General features: G+C 66.2%; 26 protein-coding genes. 25 read left to right on the top strand and 1 reads right to left on the bottom strand.

Features of this window, described 5'->3' with window-relative positions; genetic code table 11:
- Positions 1–50 precede the first annotated feature (50 nt).
- The 19 genes from P1V51_19800 (at position 51) to P1V51_19710 (ending at position 13,677) form a co-directional block, all read left to right on the top strand.
- A complete protein-coding gene (locus P1V51_19800; protein ID MDF1565291.1) occupies positions 51–179 on the top strand; it encodes a hypothetical protein in 129 nt (42 codons plus the stop codon).
- Entirely contained in the window at positions 180–623 is a 444-nt protein-coding gene (locus P1V51_19795; protein MDF1565290.1) for a hypothetical protein, read from the top strand. It begins immediately after the preceding gene.
- Positions 620–931, top strand: coding sequence for a hypothetical protein (locus P1V51_19790; GenBank protein ID MDF1565289.1), 312 nt, complete (start codon positions 620–622; stop codon positions 929–931). The genes P1V51_19795 and P1V51_19790 overlap by 4 nt, the downstream gene beginning before the upstream one ends.
- Positions 928–1,434, top strand: a complete 507-nt coding sequence (locus P1V51_19785; protein ID MDF1565288.1) for an HAD family acid phosphatase — start codon at positions 928–930, stop codon at positions 1,432–1,434. The genes P1V51_19790 and P1V51_19785 overlap by 4 nt, the downstream gene beginning before the upstream one ends.
- Positions 1,431–1,661, top strand: coding sequence for a helix-turn-helix transcriptional regulator (locus P1V51_19780; protein MDF1565287.1), 231 nt, complete (start codon positions 1,431–1,433; stop codon positions 1,659–1,661). Before P1V51_19785 ends, P1V51_19780 begins: the two co-directional genes overlap by 4 nt.
- 4 nt (positions 1,662–1,665) lie before the next feature.
- Positions 1,666–1,938 carry a hypothetical protein gene (locus P1V51_19775; protein MDF1565286.1) on the top strand — a complete coding sequence of 91 codons (273 nt, stop codon included), beginning with the start codon at positions 1,666–1,668 and terminating at the stop codon, positions 1,936–1,938.
- Positions 1,935–2,195, top strand: coding sequence for a hypothetical protein (locus P1V51_19770; GenBank protein MDF1565285.1), 261 nt, complete (start codon positions 1,935–1,937; stop codon positions 2,193–2,195). Before P1V51_19775 ends, P1V51_19770 begins: the two co-directional genes overlap by 4 nt.
- 463 nt (positions 2,196–2,658) lie before the next feature.
- Positions 2,659–3,486: a DUF1643 domain-containing protein gene (locus P1V51_19765; protein ID MDF1565284.1), complete on the top strand. Its 828-nt coding sequence runs from the start codon at positions 2,659–2,661 to the stop codon at positions 3,484–3,486.
- 106 nt (positions 3,487–3,592) lie between these two features.
- Positions 3,593–3,916: a hypothetical protein gene (locus P1V51_19760; protein MDF1565283.1), complete on the top strand. Its 324-nt coding sequence runs from the start codon at positions 3,593–3,595 to the stop codon at positions 3,914–3,916.
- Positions 3,913–4,116 carry a hypothetical protein gene (locus P1V51_19755; GenBank protein MDF1565282.1) on the top strand — a complete coding sequence of 68 codons (204 nt, stop codon included), beginning with the start codon at positions 3,913–3,915 and terminating at the stop codon, positions 4,114–4,116. The genes P1V51_19760 and P1V51_19755 overlap by 4 nt, the downstream gene beginning before the upstream one ends.
- On the top strand, positions 4,116–4,631 hold the full coding sequence (locus P1V51_19750) for a methyltransferase domain-containing protein (GenBank protein ID MDF1565281.1): 516 nt from the start codon (positions 4,116–4,118) through the stop codon (positions 4,629–4,631). Before P1V51_19755 ends, P1V51_19750 begins: the two co-directional genes overlap by 1 nt.
- Positions 4,632–4,695: 64 nt before the next feature.
- Complete coding sequence (locus P1V51_19745; GenBank protein ID MDF1565280.1) at positions 4,696–5,223, top strand: hypothetical protein; 528 nt, start codon at positions 4,696–4,698, stop codon at positions 5,221–5,223.
- A gap of 25 nt (positions 5,224–5,248) precedes the next feature.
- Complete coding sequence (gene terL / locus P1V51_19740) at positions 5,249–6,904, top strand: phage terminase large subunit (protein MDF1565279.1); 1,656 nt, start codon at positions 5,249–5,251, stop codon at positions 6,902–6,904.
- A 9-nt stretch (positions 6,905–6,913) separates the two neighbouring features.
- Positions 6,914–8,485 carry a hypothetical protein gene (locus P1V51_19735; protein ID MDF1565278.1) on the top strand — a complete coding sequence of 524 codons (1,572 nt, stop codon included), beginning with the start codon at positions 6,914–6,916 and terminating at the stop codon, positions 8,483–8,485.
- Positions 8,486–8,517: 32 nt separating this feature from the next.
- Positions 8,518–8,661: a hypothetical protein gene (locus P1V51_19730; protein MDF1565277.1), complete on the top strand. Its 144-nt coding sequence runs from the start codon at positions 8,518–8,520 to the stop codon at positions 8,659–8,661.
- Between the two features lie 10 nt (positions 8,662–8,671).
- Complete coding sequence (locus tag P1V51_19725; protein MDF1565276.1) at positions 8,672–8,917, top strand: hypothetical protein; 246 nt, start codon at positions 8,672–8,674, stop codon at positions 8,915–8,917.
- A gap of 29 nt (positions 8,918–8,946) precedes the next feature.
- Complete coding sequence (locus tag P1V51_19720; protein MDF1565275.1) at positions 8,947–9,120, top strand: hypothetical protein; 174 nt, start codon at positions 8,947–8,949, stop codon at positions 9,118–9,120.
- Positions 9,098–9,694 carry a hypothetical protein gene (locus tag P1V51_19715; GenBank protein ID MDF1565274.1) on the top strand — a complete coding sequence of 199 codons (597 nt, stop codon included), beginning with the start codon at positions 9,098–9,100 and terminating at the stop codon, positions 9,692–9,694. Before P1V51_19720 ends, P1V51_19715 begins: the two co-directional genes overlap by 23 nt.
- 131 nt (positions 9,695–9,825) lie before the next feature.
- Positions 9,826–13,677 carry an NAD(+)--dinitrogen-reductase ADP-D-ribosyltransferase gene (locus P1V51_19710; GenBank protein ID MDF1565273.1) on the top strand — a complete coding sequence of 1,284 codons (3,852 nt, stop codon included), beginning with the start codon at positions 9,826–9,828 and terminating at the stop codon, positions 13,675–13,677.
- Here P1V51_19710 and P1V51_19705 read toward each other — a convergent pair.
- Positions 13,674–13,910 (bottom strand): hypothetical protein, encoded by a 237-nt coding sequence (locus P1V51_19705; protein MDF1565272.1) that lies wholly within the window; start codon positions 13,908–13,910, stop codon positions 13,674–13,676. The two genes, P1V51_19710 and P1V51_19705, sit on opposite strands and share 4 nt — an antisense overlap.
- A gap of 170 nt (positions 13,911–14,080) precedes the next feature.
- Between P1V51_19705 and P1V51_19700 the strand changes: the two genes are divergently transcribed.
- The 6 genes from P1V51_19700 (at position 14,081) to P1V51_19675 (ending at position 15,612) form a co-directional block, all read left to right on the top strand.
- Entirely contained in the window at positions 14,081–14,371 is a 291-nt protein-coding gene (locus P1V51_19700) for a hypothetical protein (protein MDF1565271.1), read from the top strand.
- Between the two features lie 2 nt (positions 14,372–14,373).
- Complete coding sequence (locus tag P1V51_19695) at positions 14,374–14,595, top strand: hypothetical protein (GenBank protein ID MDF1565270.1); 222 nt, start codon at positions 14,374–14,376, stop codon at positions 14,593–14,595.
- A gap of 172 nt (positions 14,596–14,767) precedes the next feature.
- Positions 14,768–15,064, top strand: a complete 297-nt coding sequence (locus P1V51_19690; GenBank protein MDF1565269.1) for a hypothetical protein — start codon at positions 14,768–14,770, stop codon at positions 15,062–15,064.
- A 10-nt stretch (positions 15,065–15,074) separates the two neighbouring features.
- A complete protein-coding gene (locus tag P1V51_19685; protein ID MDF1565268.1) occupies positions 15,075–15,230 on the top strand; it encodes a hypothetical protein in 156 nt (51 codons plus the stop codon).
- Positions 15,231–15,240: 10 nt separating this feature from the next.
- Positions 15,241–15,444, top strand: coding sequence for a hypothetical protein (locus P1V51_19680; protein MDF1565267.1), 204 nt, complete (start codon positions 15,241–15,243; stop codon positions 15,442–15,444).
- Between the two features lie 3 nt (positions 15,445–15,447).
- Positions 15,448–15,612, top strand: coding sequence for a hypothetical protein (locus P1V51_19675; GenBank protein MDF1565266.1), 165 nt, complete (start codon positions 15,448–15,450; stop codon positions 15,610–15,612).
- Positions 15,613–15,658 lie beyond the last annotated feature (46 nt).

Genomic DNA, 15,658 nt, shown 5'->3' with positions numbered 1-15,658 from the left:
AGAAGGCCTGGCACACAACCCAACCCCAGCGCGCCGCCCGGAACGCCAAAATGCGCCAGAGCTGGAAGGAGCTGCGGGAGGCAGGGACGAAGACCGACGAGGCGTTCCAGGCCCTCGCGAGGGAGTTCAACATCGGGCGCTCCCAGGTCTCCAAGATCGTCTACGGCATCGTCCCCTAGATGAGCCGCGCCAACCGGAGGACCTACGTCGCCGTTTGCTCGATCGCTCTCCTGTGCGACTTGGTCAAGAAGCACCAGGAGACCGAGGAGCCCGTGCGGATCTGGTGCGACCGGATCATCGAGCACGTCTCCGGGCCGAGCGCCGACGTCCTGGCGTTCTACGTCACCAAGGCCGGCGTCGTCCAAGCCCTGAGCGCTAAGGCGATCGAGATCACTGAGAAACTCGGGAGGCAGGCCTCGTTCGTCGTCCTCCTGCAAGCCTGGATGGCATGGGCCGAGGACCAGCTCGAGCGCGTCACCCACCGGGGCAAGCGCGTCTTCTACGAGACCCTGATCCGCAACCTCGACGGCCTCTACGCCCTGCTCGACCCCGGCTACGAGCACGCCGCCGAGGCCGGCGACGCCGTCCGGCTCGCCCTGGAACTGGAAGGGAGCGTCCCGTGAGCGGGGGCTGGTGGTTGGTCCGGAAGGACTTCCCACTGCCCGTCGTGGCCGACGTGTCCGAGGCCACCGAGACCCACGTCACCGTCACCGAGGACCTGTTACGCCGAGGGACCGGGGAGCTCTACCCCGTTACCTACAAGACCAAGAGGCGCACCAAGACTCGCGCCTACTACAACAACGCCCGCGAGGCCTGGAGGCACGCCAGGGACTACAAGGAGCGCCAGCTCGCCGTCTACCAGTCCCGGCTGGAACAAGTTGAACACGAGCTCGAGGAGCTCAATCGTTGGAAGGAGGAGAACTGCGAATGATCGCTTTCATCGACATCGACGGGGTCGTCGCCGACGCCCGCCGCCGCCGCGAGAGGATGCTTGCCCTCCACGGCAACAAGAGGGACGACGCCGCTTGGGCCACGTTCCACGAGGGGGCCGAGAAGGACCCCGTCATCCCGGGGGGCTTTCTCCTCGTGCGCGGGCTCATGGAGAGCCAGGTCGACGTCTTCTTCCTCACCGCCCGGGCCGAGAGCCAGCGCTCAGTGACCGCCCACTGGCTCGCCGCGAACGGTCTCGGCGACTACGAGCACCTCATCATGCGACCCCACGGCGACCGCCGCCCCGGGGTCGAGTTCAAGACCGAGATCGTGAAGCGTGAGGTCGCCGATCTGCCGTCGATTTACTACATCAACGACTGCCGCCCGACCGTCATCGCCGTCGACGACGACCCCCGGATCACCGCCGCCTACGACGCGCTGAAGATGGGGATCTACACCATGACGATCGGGGGCTACTCCGACAAGGGGATCAACGCGCTATGAGTATGCAACGGTTCAACGAGGCGCTCGTCGCCCTTCGCAACAAGTGGAACCTGACCCAGAAGGAGTTCGCCCGCGCCCTGGGGATCTCCCAGCAATACCTCTGCGACATCGAGAAGGGGCGCGCCCTGCCCACCGTCCGCTTCGTCGAGAAGCTGATCGCGTGCTCGCCGGGGTGGTCGGTCAACTGGAACGTCCTCGCCGCCCAGGCGCACGGCTGGAAGGTCTAAGACGATGAAGATCATAGGCCTTTTCCGCGCCGCCGTGGGGCGCCTGACGCGCCCTGCCCCGTGCATCGAGTACCGGGGGAACACCTACACCCACGCGAAGGTCCCGAGGAAGGAGGCCCTCGCCGCCTACGCCAAGAGCGGGAGCGAATCCTTCCTCCACTTCAAGTTCGAGAGGCTCGAGCAGACCTGGTACGGGCGCTGGATCCGCACGGGGGACGTCATCCGCCTCTCCCTGCTCGACGACTGGAAGGTGTTCGGGACGCGGAGGGTCGCGTGAGCGCTCCCTCCCTCGACGCCTCCGGGTCGCTGCGGATCCCCTTCGACTGCGACCCCTGCTTCCGCTGGTGGGACCAGGCCGTCGAGGGGCGCCTGAGCACGCGGAAGATCTACGAGGGGCTGGGTTGCGAGACGGAGGACCACGACAACCCTTTTGGATGGAAGCTCAAGGGGAAGGAGTACAGGGTCTTCCCCCCGATGCGCCCGCCTCCGGAGGCCCCGGAACCGCTGGTCAAGAGGAAAGGCCGGCGGCGATGAATGACCCCCGTGGGGGCGATGCGCCAGGAGGTTACACCGTGACCGAGAAGACGACCTGCCGCGACTGTCAGAACTTCTACGCCTGCAAGCGCAAGATCCCCGACCTCGACCCCGAGGAGACCGAGTGCTTCTGGAAGGAGGAGATCACCAATGGCTAGCCCCGCCGCCCTGACCACGACAACCCTGTTTGCCCTCGCTGCCGGCCTTGGCGCCCTGGGAGCTCCCAGGAGGCCCGAGAAGGGACGTTCAGGCCAAGGCCTACACCACAAGGCAGGCGCGGCCAAGAAAGCCAAGCGCAAGGCCCGTCAGAAGGCCCAGCGCCGCAACCGCGGCGGATAAGGAGAGAGCTCATGCCGACCTACGGAACCGGGTATGAAGCAGGAGGCGCCCCGAGCAGCAAGGAGCGGAGGCGCTGGCGCCGAGCGAAGCGGCGGGAGCGGCGGAGGAGCGAGGGGGTTGGCGAATGAAGACAATTCTCGGCACCCACGGCGGGGCGGTCTTCTCCGAGAGCGAGACCTACCGATACGTCCTCTGGCGGGACATCGGAACGCCGCTCTTCACGTTCGACGTCGTCCAGTCGATCGCCTTCCTGGGGCTCAACCCCTCGACCGCCGACCAGAACGTCAACGACCCCACCATCACGCGCTGCGAGAGGCGGGCGCGCTCGCTGGACTACGAGCGCTTCTACATGGTCAACCTCTTTGGGCTGCGCTCAACGGATCCGAAGGCGCTCTACACCGAGCCCGACCCCATCGGCCCGGGCAACGACGAGGCCCTCGCCAAGATCATCTCGGTCGCCGACACCGTCGTCCTCGCCTGGGGCGTCCACGGGGAGCTCCGGGGCCGTGCCCGGGAAGTGCTCCGCATGATCCCCACCAACAAGAGGGTCTGCCTGGGCGTCACCAAGGACGGGCATCCGCGGCACCCCCTCTACATTTCGAACGAAACCCAGCTCGAGATCTACGCTCGCGATTACTGCGAAGGTTGTGGCAAGCTCCTGCCGTGGGCAAGCCTCGCCTGGTCGAAGTACAACGGCCTCTACTGTGCCCCGTGCCGGATCGAGCTCGCGAAGGGCACCGCCGAGCGGGGGGGGGCCGCGGAACCCGGGGGGGGCAAGATAGGAGGCGGCGCAGCCGCGCCGGCCAAATTTTCCGCACCCCGCACGCCGTTCGATCCGGCTTTGTGGACCCCATGTGCGCCCCGACGTGTTCCGGCTGGTGCTCCCTGTGCCCGCGCCCCCCCGAGGTGCCCTGCCCTCCCGGGGGTCCTGACTTCCAGTTCCTCACCATGAGCGACGACCCCCTCGGGCCGGCTCCTGACCCCAAGAAGGTCGAGGAGGCCTCCCGTGCAACCCGTAAAACGATGAATATCCTTGAGTATTTCCTACCGGAGGAACCATGAGTCACCAGGCAGTGAGTCCCGAGGAGAAGGCCCTCTTCATCCCGCTCATGGGCGTCTACTACGACGCCTTCGAGATGGGGATCAAGACCAACGAGCTCCGCGAGTACGGGCACCGGTTCAACGAGAGGACCTGCCGCTTGGGCCGGCGCGTCCTCCTCTCCCGGGGCTACGGCAAGGCCCGCCGGATGGAGGGCACCATCGTCTCCTTCCGCAAGATCCCGGCCCGCCAGCTCCGACAGGCCGACCAGATCTCCTTCGAGGTGATATACGGCACCCTCGACGCGGACGCCGCCGACATCGGGATCGAGCTGGACCCATGAGGACCACCACCCAGCTCCAACTCGAAGTGATGCGCCGCGACCTGGCGACCCTGCCCGCGGAGGACCAGGCGAAAATCGAGGCGCTCGTCGCCGAGGTCAAGGCGTTCGTCGCCAAGCACGGGGCCCTCGCCGTTATCGCGATCGGGGTCGCCAGCCTCGAACTTAGCCTCGAACTCACCCAGGAAAGGACCCCCGAGTGATGGATACCGACGCGATCAAGCGCACCAGCCGGGGCCGCGGTGCCGTGGGCATCGCCCCCCTTCCCTTCCGCGTCCTGGTTCGCACGCTGCCGCCGCCGGCCAAGGTCCTCGACTTCGGCTGCGGGCGCTACGCCGCCCAGGTCGCCCAGCTCCGCGAGATGGGCTACGACGCCGTGGGCTGCGACCTGTGGCACCCGGGAAGCGAGCGGCACATCATCCCCGGGGCCTACGACGCGGTGCTCCTCTCGAACGTCCTCAACGTCCAGCCCAACCCCCCGACGCTGAAGCTCGTCATCGACCAGGCGGCGAGCTGCGTGCGCCCTGGGGGGCTCCTGCTCTGCAACTACCCCGAGGACCCCCGCAAAACGACCACGTCCAAGGGGTGGGTCGCCTCTTCCTGGCTGGTCAAGTCGCTCCTGGCCGAGGCCTTCGGTCACAGCCGCGTCCTCTGCGTAGGCGGGCGCAAGAGCCCCGTTTGGGTCTGTACCCAGGGGGGTCCCAAAGGGCTCGTCTAAATGCCTGTCTTGCTGGCTTGCTGGCTTGCCGGTACGATAGGACAACGCTAGGGGAAGACAACAGATGGCGAAGACCAAGGCCCCGGCGACGGCCCCGAAGAAGGGGAAACCAGCGCGCCGCCGCCCCAAGACGAAGAAGGTCACCGAGCGCACGGTCGCAGCCGCGCACAAGCGCCGCAAGGCCCTCGAGCTCAAGAAGGCCGGCTACACCTACGAGATCATCGCCCAGCAAGTGGGCTATGCCGACCGGGGGGCCGCGCACAAGGCGGTCCAGACCGCGCTTCGGGAGATCACCAGGGAGCCGGCGGAAGAGCTCCTCGAGCTCCAGCTCCAGCGCCTCGACGATATGAGGGCTTCGGTCTGGGCACGAGCCCGCAAGGGGGACACCAAGGCGATCTACGCCGTCGTCAAGATCGACGAGCGCGAGGCGAAGCTCATCGGGCTCAACGCGCCGAGCGCTCACGAGATCACCGGCAAGGACGGCGCGCCGATCATCGACCTCTCGAAACTCAGCGACGAGGAGCTGCTCGCTCTGGCCGCGCTGGGGGAGATGATTATGGGGAGCAAGAGTGGGGCTGGGAATACCGACTGAGATCCTGCCGCAGGCTGCGAAGGTCTTGGGGCCGGACGGGCTCAAGGCGCTCCGCAGCGCGTCGAGGAAGCTCGACCATGCAGACCTGCGTCTGCTCTCCGAGCTCGCACGCGAGCAGGTCGACCGCCGGAAGTTCGAGCGTGACATCCCGCAGATCCGGGCGGGCCTGTCCACGTTTACGCGCTACGCCTTCCGCACGCTGGACCCCAACACCAAGCTCCTCTGGAACTGGCACATCGACGCCGTCGCCGACCACCTCGAGGCCTGCGCCCGACGTGAGATCAAGCGCCTCATCGTCAACATCGTCCCGCGCTACCTGAAGAGCATGACGGCGACGATCGCCTTCCCCGCTTGGGTCCTGGGCAACGACCCCAGCGAGCGCTTTATGTGCGCCTCCTACTCGGGGGACCTGGCGCAGGAGCACGGCATCGCCACGCGCTTCCTCATGGAGCAGGAGTGGTATCAGGAGGTCTTCCCCGACACTCGCGTCGCGGGCGCCCGCGATCGGATGGGGAAGGATACCCAGTCGATGTTCGTCACCACGCAACGCGGCCACCGGATCGCCGTGGGCGTAGGCGGAACCCAGACGGGCCGCGGCGGCAACATCCTCATCGTCGACGACCCCGTCAACCCCAAGCAGGCCGCGTCGTTCAAGGAGCGGAAGAACGCCAACACCTGGTTCGACGGGACCTTCTACAACCGCCTCAACGACAAGAAGAACGGCGTCATCATCGTCATCATGCAGCGCCTCCACGAGCTCGACCTGACGGGGCATCTGCTCGAGGGCGAGCTCGAGGGCGAGGGCGAGTGGACCCACCTCAAGATCCCCGGCTACTTCGAGCGGCCCGCCGTGTTCGACTTCTTCCGGCCCCGGCAGATCGGCGGCGAGGGCGAAGCGGTCACGGGCGTCGACATCGACGCCGGCACCTACCTCCACGAGGCCCGGGAGGGGGAGGCCGAGCACAAGAAGATGAAGAAGCGCCTGGGGACCTACGGCTACGCGGGGCAGTACATCCAAGAGCCGAGCCCCGACGAGGGCGGGCTCTTCAAGCGCTACTACTTCCGCTTCTGGCAACCGGCGGGCGCCAACCTCCCCCCGGTCCCGGTCAAGAAGGCAGACGGCACGATCCACCTCTGCGAGGTCGTTACCCTTCCCGGCGGCTTTACCCGCGTCATCCAGTCCTGGGACCTGCCCTTCACCAAGGGCGACCTCACCGCCGAGGATGACGGCCACTCCTACGCCGTGGGCGGGGTCCTGGCCCGCGCCGGGGCCGAGCGCTACCTGCTCGACCTGCACCGGGAGCAAGAGGAGTTTCCAGACACCATCAAGGCGCTGCGGAAACTGACCGCCAAGTGGCCCCAAGCCAAGGCGAAGATCGTCGAGAAGAAGGCTAACGGGCCGGCGCTCATCGCCACGCTCCGCAAGATCGTCTCAGGGATCATCGGCTACGAGCCCCGAGGGGACAAGTACACCCGGGCCTTCGCCCACCAACCGCTCTTCGAGGCTGGCAACGTCATCATCCCGCACCCGCGGCTCTTCCCGTGGGTCGACGACTACATCGACGAGCTCGCCACGTTCCCGAACGCCAAGAACGACGACTGCGTCGATATGACCTCCCAGGGTCTCGACTACCTCGACAAGATCCCCGAGCAAAAAGGCGCCAACCCAGACTGGCTCTAAGGAGACCTCATGGCCGAGACAATCAAGTCCATTCACCCCGAGTACAAAGCCCGCAAAGACAAGTGGGCGGATGCCGCCAACCTGTACTACCTCGAGGGGGGCTTCGCGGACGGCGCCTACCTCGTCGCCCACGGGGGCGAGGTCAAGGACGGGATCGAGACCGACAAGTTCAAGAAGCGCAAGGAGCTCGCCTGGATCCCCTCCTACGGCTCCCTCATCATCGACTCCAGGGTCGGGCACCTGTTCAAGCAGGAGATCTCGCGCACGACCGAGAATCCCGAGCTCGAGAAGTGGCTCGCCGACGTGGACGGCAACGGGACGCGCCTCAACGACTTCCTCCGAACCTCGATGAAGGAGGCGATGATCTACGACCACGTTTGGGTCTTCATGGACCTCCCACGCTCCCAGGTCATCGCCGCCAAGGAGGAGTCCGGGGAGCCCGTGACCAAGGCCGACGTGAAGAGCGAGGGGATCCGGCCCTACATCTACGCCGTCAACCCGACCGACGTGCTCGACTGGGACGTGGACCGGGCGAAGAAGCTGCGGTGGGTGAAGGTGCGAGAGACGCACTACGTCTACGGCGTCCTCCCCCTGGGGGAGTCCGATCCCCTTGTGGCGCGCTCCACCGTCGAGTTCATCCGGATTTGGACGCGCCAGAACACGACCCTCTACCGTCCGAACGACAAGGACGGGGGCTACACCGTTGAGGGCGTGCCCGTCGAACACAACCTGGGCGTCGTCCCCGGCCTGTGTCTCTACAACAAGCTCGGGAAGATGGGCCAGCTCGTGGGACGCTCCGAGCTGGAGGACATCGTCCCGCTCGCCAAGGCGCTCTACAACCGCCTCTCGGAGGCGACCGAGCTGTTCCGCAACCAGTCCTTCTCGATCCTCACCATCCCGGTCCAGTCGGCAGACGAGGACATCACGGGCATCAAGGTCGGGACCGACCGCGCCCTGCCCTACGACGCCAGCCTCCCGGGCGGCAAGGCCCCGGCCTTCATCTCGGCAGACTCGGCGAACGCGACCGTCCTCGCCGATCACATCGGCTGGATCGTCGAGGAGATCCACCGGATCGGCGCGATCAAGTACATGGGCGGGGTCGCTCAGTCGGGCGTCGCCTGGGCGTTTGACTGGGAGATGGTCAACCACTCCCTGACCTCGAAGGCCGACCTGCTCAAGGAGTTCGAGCTCAAGCTGGCGGCTCTCTGGTTCGCCTACGAGACCGGCAGCTACCCCTCCCTCGAGGAGGCCGAGCTGGACTACCAGGTCCAGTACCCCACCACCTTCTCGCTGGCCGACCCCCAGACCGAGGCCGAGCTCGCGGACAAGCTCTCCCGGCTCAAGCTGCCCGCCGACGTCTGGAAGGAGTTTGTCCGGTCCCTCGTGCGGAAGGTCCTCCCCGACCTCTCCCCCGATGTTGCGGGCCGCCTGGACGACGCGATCACCGCCTGGGACCCCGACGCTGGGGGCGTCGAGGACCTGCTCTCCTCCTTCGACGCTGGCCGGGTCGACGCGATCAACGGCAAAACGCCCTCCCTGGGCGCCGAGGAGCCCCCGCAGGGGCCGGGAACGCTTCAGTGAGCTGGGGAACCCACGTCTCCCCAGAAGATCCAGTGACGGGGCAACGGGAGGCTCACGTCTACCCCCACAACCGGGAGGGGGGCACCGACCACCAGTTCTCCCACGACTGCTTCTGTCTGCCGGATGAGCACGAGGAGCCCTACGGGATCCTCTACGTCCACTACATCGAAAACTGAGGAGGACACGATGAGCGCCTACGAAGACCGCCAGCGGGCCAAGAACAGGGCAACCGTCGACGCCGGGGGGATGATCTTCCTCTCCTACGGCTTCGGCCCCGTCCCCGGTGCCAAGAGGAACCGGCTGCGCTTTGTGCGCGTGCTTCGACCGAATACGCCGGCACAAGAGCTCGCGACGACCAACCAGGTCCCCTTGAAGAACCGGATCCGGATCGCCTGGGCGCTGGTCAAGGCGGTCCTGTGGGGGGTCCCGTGAGCGCCCCGGCCACCTGGACCCTTGGAGAGGTGCGAGACCTGCTCGCTGGTATGCGCTCCTCCGAGATCCGCAAGCTCGACCACCTGGGCGACGACCAGGCCGTCGCTCTCTCTGACATCCTCGACCCCGACGACGGGACCTTCTACGTCATCATCGAGCCCGTTCCCCAGGAGACCAACGATGCAAAGCGTCATCGGACTTAGCGGGAAGATCCGCTGCGGCAAGACCACCGTCGCCGAGAACCTCCAGGTCAGCCGGCCCTTCCGCCGCCGCGCCTTCGGGGACGCGATCAAGGAGGAGGTCTCCGAGCTCTTCGGGATCCCCCTGAGCTGGACCTACTCCCAGGAGGGCAAGGCCTACCGGATCCCCCAGCTCCCCTCGGACCCCTGGAAGATGCCGCGCCCGCTCATGACCCTCGGGGAGATCCTCCAGTACCACGGCACCGAGTTCCGGCGGGCGCAGGACCCCGACTACTGGACGAAGAGGATGCAGGAGTGGGCCGAGGCGCACCCTGGCGAGGACATCATCGTTGACGACGTGCGCTTCCTCAACGAGGCCAAGTGGGTCCTCTCCCAGCCGGGGGGCTTCCTCGTGCGGATCGACCCCTACGAGGGCTGGCAGGCGCCCACCGAGCGCGATCCCCAGCACCTCTCCGAGACGGCCCTGGACAACTACCCAGGCTTCTCTTTGCGCGTCACGCCCGCCTACGGGGGCCTGGCGGCTCTGGCCGAGCAGATCCTCGAGGCCGCGGCCCTGGCCCGCCACCGGGTCGCCTAACCATGCCCAGCCTGGCCCGCCGCGTCGACCCCCAGCCGGTCCTCACCTCCCCCCGGCCCTTGGCATACGGGGAGCAATGGCTCCTCGCCAAACTCAGGCTCGACCAGCGCCCGAAGATCGCCGCGGCGCTCATGCGGCTCGACACCGAGCTCCCGGCCAAGCTCATCAAGGACAAGGCAAAGACCATCATGGCAATCGGGCGCGCCTATAACGACGCGCTGCAACACGGGGGGCTCGCCTGGTCGGTCAAGGACCAGATCCAGGCCCTCTTGAGCGCGGTCTTCCACGAGCAGGCCGAAGCCGTCAAGGCGTGCCTCGCGGCGGGGATCGAGACCGGCCAGGACGTCATCATCCGGGGGATGCTCAACGCCTACGGCGTCCAGGCCGTGAACCCGCTTTTCGCGATCGCCTTCGACAAACCCAACGTCAAGGCCGCGCAGCTCTTCGGGGCGACGCGGAGCATGACGCTGCTCTCGGGCCAGCAGTCGCACTTCTCGATCTCCGGGCGGCTCATGCAGCTCGCGTCGCTCAACCAGGCGCAGTTCCTTAACCGGATGCAGGAGGCGATCACCGCCGGCCAGGACATCGTCAAGACGGCGAAGGCCCTCCAAGAGGTCTCGGTCTTCACCAACGCCGCCCTTCGCAACCGCTACATCCGGGCGATCGACCAGCGTATCAGTGGGCTCTCGGGCGTCATCGACCCCGCCAAGAAGGCCGAGCTCCAGCAAGTCACCCGCTTCTACCGGAGCTACGCCGACTCCCTCACGCGCAAGGGCGCGAAGGGCTTCCAGCATCTCGGGATCCGCAAAGCGACCAAGGCGTTCATCCAGAACGTCGAGCAGGCGACCACCTACGGCGCCGTCAACCGCGCTCTCGAGCAATGGCTCGGGCACAAGGCCCTCTACCAGTGCAAGGTCATCGCCCGCACCGAGACGGCGCGAGCCTACGTCGAGGAGCTGCGGGAGAGCGGGCAGAGCCGGCCCTACCTGAAGGGCTACCGGATCATCCTCTCCGGATCCCACCCCCGGCAGGACATCTGCGACGAGCTGGCGAAGGAGATCCTCTTCGACCCCGCGAAGGGCGTCACGCGGGCCTCGGTCAAGCTCCCCCCCTGGCACCCGAACTGCCTGTGCCACGTCGTCGAGATCCTCGAGCAGGACTACTTCAAGACCAAGCGCGAGGAGCTCCAGAAGGACAAGAAGGAGAAGGCGGCAGAGATCGCCAAGCAGAAGGCGCTCGAGGTCGAGCAAAAGGCCAAGGCCAAGGAGGCGACCGTCGCCGCGCTCAAGCGCAACATGAAGCACGGGGAGATGGTCTCCTACGTCCAACAGGAGACCGCGGGGCTCATCCCCAAGACTCACGTCAAGGAGATCATGAGCGCCCAGAAGCTCTCGGAGATCATCCACCTCCCCCCCCGGGAGATGGCCGAGGCGGTCTCGCGCCTCCGGGCCGAGGGCTGGCGCAAGGGGGGGCACATCGACCCCGCCTTCGACCGGGCGATCCCCATCACCGCCACCAACTCGGGCGAGCTGGCCCGCAGGCACTTCGGCCTCCTGACCCAGGCCGTGATGGACGAGCACGGGGGAATGCTGCCCGACCGCACGAGCACCACCGGCCAGGGGCAGCTCTTCAACGGCTACGGCAAGGCCCTCTCCCAGTCCATCCGCGACGGGAGCGTGAAGGTCAAGGTCTCCCCCGAGGCCCTCGACGCCTTCGACAAGGTCCTCGCCGAGGGCAAACACTCGCAGACCGAATGGGGGGCCGCGCTCGGGCTCGTCAAGAGCGGCCAGCCGCCCACCGGCAAGCTCCTCGAGTGGATGCAGAACATGGGGACCGAGACCCTCGACGACCTGCTCGATATGATGCACGGCAAGGACCGGACCCTGGAGATCCTGCGGCTCCTCGACGAGACCGCCGAGCTCCAGAAGGCCTCGCTCCGCAAGGCCGGGATCACCAAGGTCAAGCTCTACAAGGGGCTTTCGGTGCCGGACGGCAACGAGAGCTCGGTCGCCTCCTTCTTCCAGGCCGACAAGAAGCACTTCGACGCGAGCCCGGGGAGCAACTGGACGACGAGCGTCGAGAGGGCGAAGGCCCGGGCCTACCGCGACGTCTCCCCTCCCCCCGAACCGGTCCTGCCGGCCTGGGCGAAGCAGAACCTCGCCAGCCTCAACAAGGGGGAGCTCGCCCGGATCCACTACGCCGCCCAGCACGGGCTCGCAGAGCTGCCCGCCGCCGACAACTGGGACGTCCGGCTCCTCATGCGCTACAACAAGGCCGATGAGATGCGGGCCAAGGCGGCGCAGGCGCTCAACGAGTACAAGCCGCCCGCCGCGGCCCTCGCCCGCCCCAAGGGCTTCGTCATCGCGACCGAGGTCGACCTCGACGACGTCGCCTTCATCCACAACGTCCAGGGCAGCGGGGGCGTCACCCTGCTCGGCAATCCCAAGCTCGCTTTCACCGTCGCCGAGGGGATGGAGGACTTCAACGCCTACGTCCTGGGAAACGGGGGGGCCGTCTCCGCGCTCCCCGCGGGCGCCTGGGAGCGGGTCGGCGGGCAGCTCGGTTCGAACGAGGGCGGCAAGTTCCGGGGGCCGGACGGCAAGGACTACTACGTCAAGTTCTACCGGGACGCCAACCAGGCCCGCTCCGAGGTCGCCTCCGCGCAGCTCTGCGAAGCGATGGGCGCGAAGACCCTCAACCCCCAGATCGCGAACATCGACGGGCGCGTCGCCCTGGCGACCCAGTGGCGGGACGACCTGGTGCGCCTGTCCCGGGAGCAGCTCGCCGACCCCAGCCGCGCCCAGGACCTCGCCCGCCACTACATGGCCGCGACCGTGACCAAGAACTGGGACGTCGTGGGCCAAGAGTTCGACAACCTGCTCCTCGACCGGTCGACGAACCGCCTGGTCGTCGTCGACACCGGGGGCTCGTTCAAGTACCGGGCGCAGGGGGGCGCGAAGGACTTCGGCGGGGACATCGACGAGCTCGTCTCCCTGCGGTCCCGCAACCGGCAGTCCGGCCAGGTCTTCGACCACGTCTTCAACGCTGACGTCTTCGCGGAGGGAGAGGTCGCCCGAGGGGTGCTCGACGCGCTCAATGACGACACGATCGAGAAGGCCCTGGTCGGGGCCGGCTTCGACAAGGCCGAGCGCAAGTCGCTCATGCGCTCCCTCCAGGTCCGCTCCGAGAAGCTGCGCGAGCACTACAACGTCGACTTCCAGCACTACGAGGGCTACGGGCAGCACCTCGAGGTCTTCAAGACCTGGTCGCGACACGGCCTGGACGACCTGACTCGCGACTTCGACGGGGTGAAGGGGACCCAGACCAGCTACAAGGCCCGCGACGACACCATGAAGGTCATGGGGCGCTTCAAGGAGTACATCAACCAGATCCACCCCCGGGCCGACGAGGCGATCCGCAGCATCTACGGGAGCGGGGGATGGAGCTCGAACTCCTCCTCCTCCGGAGGCGGGGCGCTGAAGAACTGGGCGCGCAAGCGCTTCAACCTCGAGGTGGGCTACCACCGGGAAGCCCACGCGGAGACCCTATTGCGGAAGGCGGTGCGGCAGGACTTCGACCACTTCGTCAGCAACTACGGCATGACCTCCGAGCAGCTCATGAAGGTCCTCGATGCCGAATACGAGTTCACCCAGTGGCAGCTTCGGCGCCTGCATCGTTATGAGGAATACAACGTCATCCGGTACGTCTCCCGCAGCGACTACGCCAGGCAAGCGAAGAACCTCAAGGGCAACAAGGACGAGACCGGGGCGGAGGGGCTCTACACGGCGAACGCCGTGGCATCGACGGCAGCGACCGAGGGCAACTACACGAGCTCGGTCAAACTGCTCCTAAAGGCCAGGAACGAGCACTTCGTCAAGACCTGGCGGCAGGGGCGCGACTACATGAGCTACTACGACCGGGAGAACGAGTACATCGTCCTGGGGATCCCGCTGCGCTACGAGCGGCTCTCCTACCGCTACTAGGGCTCGGGGAAGGTCTCGAGGAGGAGGTCGTGGAGGTCGGGCGCGAGCGACCGGATCCAGGCCTGGTCCCTTGGCTCGGAGTCGCGGATCCCATCGGCAGCAAGGGGACCATTGGCGATGAAGTCCTCGAAGGTCCGGAGGCGGTCGACCCACTCACGGTCGCGGGTCTCCGCGATCGGGCAGGCCTGGTACTTGAACTTCAGGTCGGCCATTTTGGCGGTCGGGGCGAGCACGGCTCGAGGCTTTTTAGTGGACATTCCTTGTCTCCTTGTCTAGTATCATACCACCCAATGGAGGGAAAGCAAGGACCTAAAGAGGTCGGAGGAGGAGAAAAGTGTGGATTTGTCTGAATGACGCCTTTGTATCCATCGTCGCGCACCGACGCGATCCAGACTTCCTGCTCGTGCGGGCGCGCAGGGACGGCGACATCCAGCGCGCCTTCCCTGACTGCCTGCCCGACGTCTTCACCGACGAGGAGGCCGACTACTTCTACCGGGCGCTCATCTCCAAGAAGGTCGTCGCCGCGGAGCTCTCGAAGCAGATCATGGGGATCGACTACGACAACTTCAAGGACTCCGTTTCGGATCGGGAGCTGCACGACGCCTACGTCGACATCTGGTGGCGGATGCTCTGGCTCCAGGCCGACCGTCTCGGGCTAGCCAACCGCCCTACCCTCCCCTTCACAAGGAGCTGACCATGCACGCCAAGCAGTTCGCCTTCGAGCACCGGGCCGTCCCGGTGCGCCAGTTCAAGCCCGACCAGGTCGAGGCCGGCTGGGAGGTCTTCCACTCGGACCAGCAGTTCTTCTACATCCGCCCGATCGAGGAGGGACGGGACGAACCGCCGCACACGAGGTTCCACCCCGAGCAGGTCCAGAGCCCGTTCGCCCCGACGTTCGACAACCCGGTCAAGTCCTGACGACCCCAGCCCGCCGGGGATAGGCGGGCGACTTTCCCCCCTCGGGAGGCCTGGAGACAGGTCTCCCTTTTTTTTCATTTTTTATCACTTTTTCCCTTGACGACCACCCAATGGGGGGGCTAGATTGGAGACAAGGAAGCAAGGCGACCCAACAAGAACCAAGGAGAAGACCATGAGCCAGGCGATCGCGAAGACCATCATCGAGCAAATGGGCGGCTTTGGAAAGCTGCGCTGCATGGTGGGCGCCCACAACCTGCTCGACCACGGCAACGCCCTTTCCTTTCGCTTCAAGGGCTCGCGCTCCTTCAACTACTGCAAGGTCACCCTGACCGCCGACGACCTCTACACCGTGGAGCTGGGGAAGATCGTCAAGTTTGAGCTGAAGAACCAGCGCAGAGCCGAGGGGCTCTTCTTCGACATGTTGGTCCCCCACTTCGAGTCGAACACTGGGCTCTTCCTCTCCCTGTAGGAGTCAGACCATGACCACGTTCCAGATGGAAGCCAGCCACAAGATGATCGACGCCCTCAAGGCCGCGCTCCTCGAAGCGATCGCGAAGCACGGCTTGGGGTCCGCAGAGCATAAGGAAGTTTCCGACCGGCTCTCCCGCTTCTGCAATGTCGCCCTCGAGCGATAGGAGTCAGATCATGCAACTGATCCCGACCAATGACCCCACCATCCGCCGCACCGTATCGGGAGACTTCACCGTTCAGAAGTTTGGCTCTCACTATGGGGGGTTTGGCTTCTGGTGGAAGGTCACCGACACCGCGACCCAGGAAGTCTTCGAGGCCGACACCCTGGAGGACGCGAAGGACGTCATCCGCGAAATGCGAAACGAAAAGGAGGCCTAGACCATGAAGACCCATCTCGTTCTCAACCGCCGCAACCTGACGACCGCCTGTGGGGCCGAGATCCGCCGTCTCCCCCGGAACGTCGACTACTCGCTGGACCCGGTCTTCGTCAACTGCCCCCACTGCAAGGCCAACGCCCGCCGCCAGGAGCAGGAGGGAGCCCGATGAGCTTCACTTTCGTCTTGATCCACAACTCCGAGCCCGAGCCCGAGCC

This window comes from Deltaproteobacteria bacterium (assembly GCA_029210625.1).
In the GTDB taxonomy this organism is placed as follows: domain Bacteria; phylum Myxococcota; class Myxococcia; order SLRQ01; family SLRQ01; genus JARGFU01.
This window is presented reverse-complemented; position numbering and strand designations above follow the sequence as displayed.

Bases quoted from the DNA above. Each gene is read 5' to 3' on its own strand.
- P1V51_19800 (MDF1565291.1), top strand. From the start codon at position 51: ATGCGCCAGAGCTGGAAGGAGCTGCGGGAGGCAGGGACGAAGACCGAC.
- P1V51_19795 (MDF1565290.1), top strand. From the start codon at position 180: ATGAGCCGCGCCAACCGGAGGACCTACGTCGCCGTTTGCTCGATCGCT.
- P1V51_19785 (MDF1565288.1), top strand. From the start codon at position 928: ATGATCGCTTTCATCGACATCGACGGGGTCGTCGCCGACGCCCGCCGC.
- P1V51_19780 (MDF1565287.1), top strand. From the start codon at position 1,431: ATGAGTATGCAACGGTTCAACGAGGCGCTCGTCGCCCTTCGCAACAAG.
- P1V51_19775 (MDF1565286.1), top strand. From the start codon at position 1,666: ATGAAGATCATAGGCCTTTTCCGCGCCGCCGTGGGGCGCCTGACGCGC.
- P1V51_19765 (MDF1565284.1), top strand. From the start codon at position 2,659: ATGAAGACAATTCTCGGCACCCACGGCGGGGCGGTCTTCTCCGAGAGC.
- P1V51_19760 (MDF1565283.1), top strand. From the start codon at position 3,593: ATGAGTCACCAGGCAGTGAGTCCCGAGGAGAAGGCCCTCTTCATCCCG.
- P1V51_19755 (MDF1565282.1), top strand. From the start codon at position 3,913: ATGAGGACCACCACCCAGCTCCAACTCGAAGTGATGCGCCGCGACCTG.
- P1V51_19750 (MDF1565281.1), top strand. From the start codon at position 4,116: ATGGATACCGACGCGATCAAGCGCACCAGCCGGGGCCGCGGTGCCGTG.
- P1V51_19745 (MDF1565280.1), top strand. From the start codon at position 4,696: ATGGCGAAGACCAAGGCCCCGGCGACGGCCCCGAAGAAGGGGAAACCA.
- P1V51_19735 (MDF1565278.1), top strand. From the start codon at position 6,914: ATGGCCGAGACAATCAAGTCCATTCACCCCGAGTACAAAGCCCGCAAA.
- P1V51_19725 (MDF1565276.1), top strand. From the start codon at position 8,672: ATGAGCGCCTACGAAGACCGCCAGCGGGCCAAGAACAGGGCAACCGTC.
- P1V51_19715 (MDF1565274.1), top strand. From the start codon at position 9,098: ATGCAAAGCGTCATCGGACTTAGCGGGAAGATCCGCTGCGGCAAGACC.
- P1V51_19710 (MDF1565273.1), top strand. From the start codon at position 9,826: ATGCGGCTCGACACCGAGCTCCCGGCCAAGCTCATCAAGGACAAGGCA.
- P1V51_19695 (MDF1565270.1), top strand. From the start codon at position 14,374: ATGCACGCCAAGCAGTTCGCCTTCGAGCACCGGGCCGTCCCGGTGCGC.
- P1V51_19690 (MDF1565269.1), top strand. From the start codon at position 14,768: ATGAGCCAGGCGATCGCGAAGACCATCATCGAGCAAATGGGCGGCTTT.
- P1V51_19685 (MDF1565268.1), top strand. From the start codon at position 15,075: ATGACCACGTTCCAGATGGAAGCCAGCCACAAGATGATCGACGCCCTC.
- P1V51_19680 (MDF1565267.1), top strand. From the start codon at position 15,241: ATGCAACTGATCCCGACCAATGACCCCACCATCCGCCGCACCGTATCG.
- P1V51_19675 (MDF1565266.1), top strand. From the start codon at position 15,448: ATGAAGACCCATCTCGTTCTCAACCGCCGCAACCTGACGACCGCCTGT.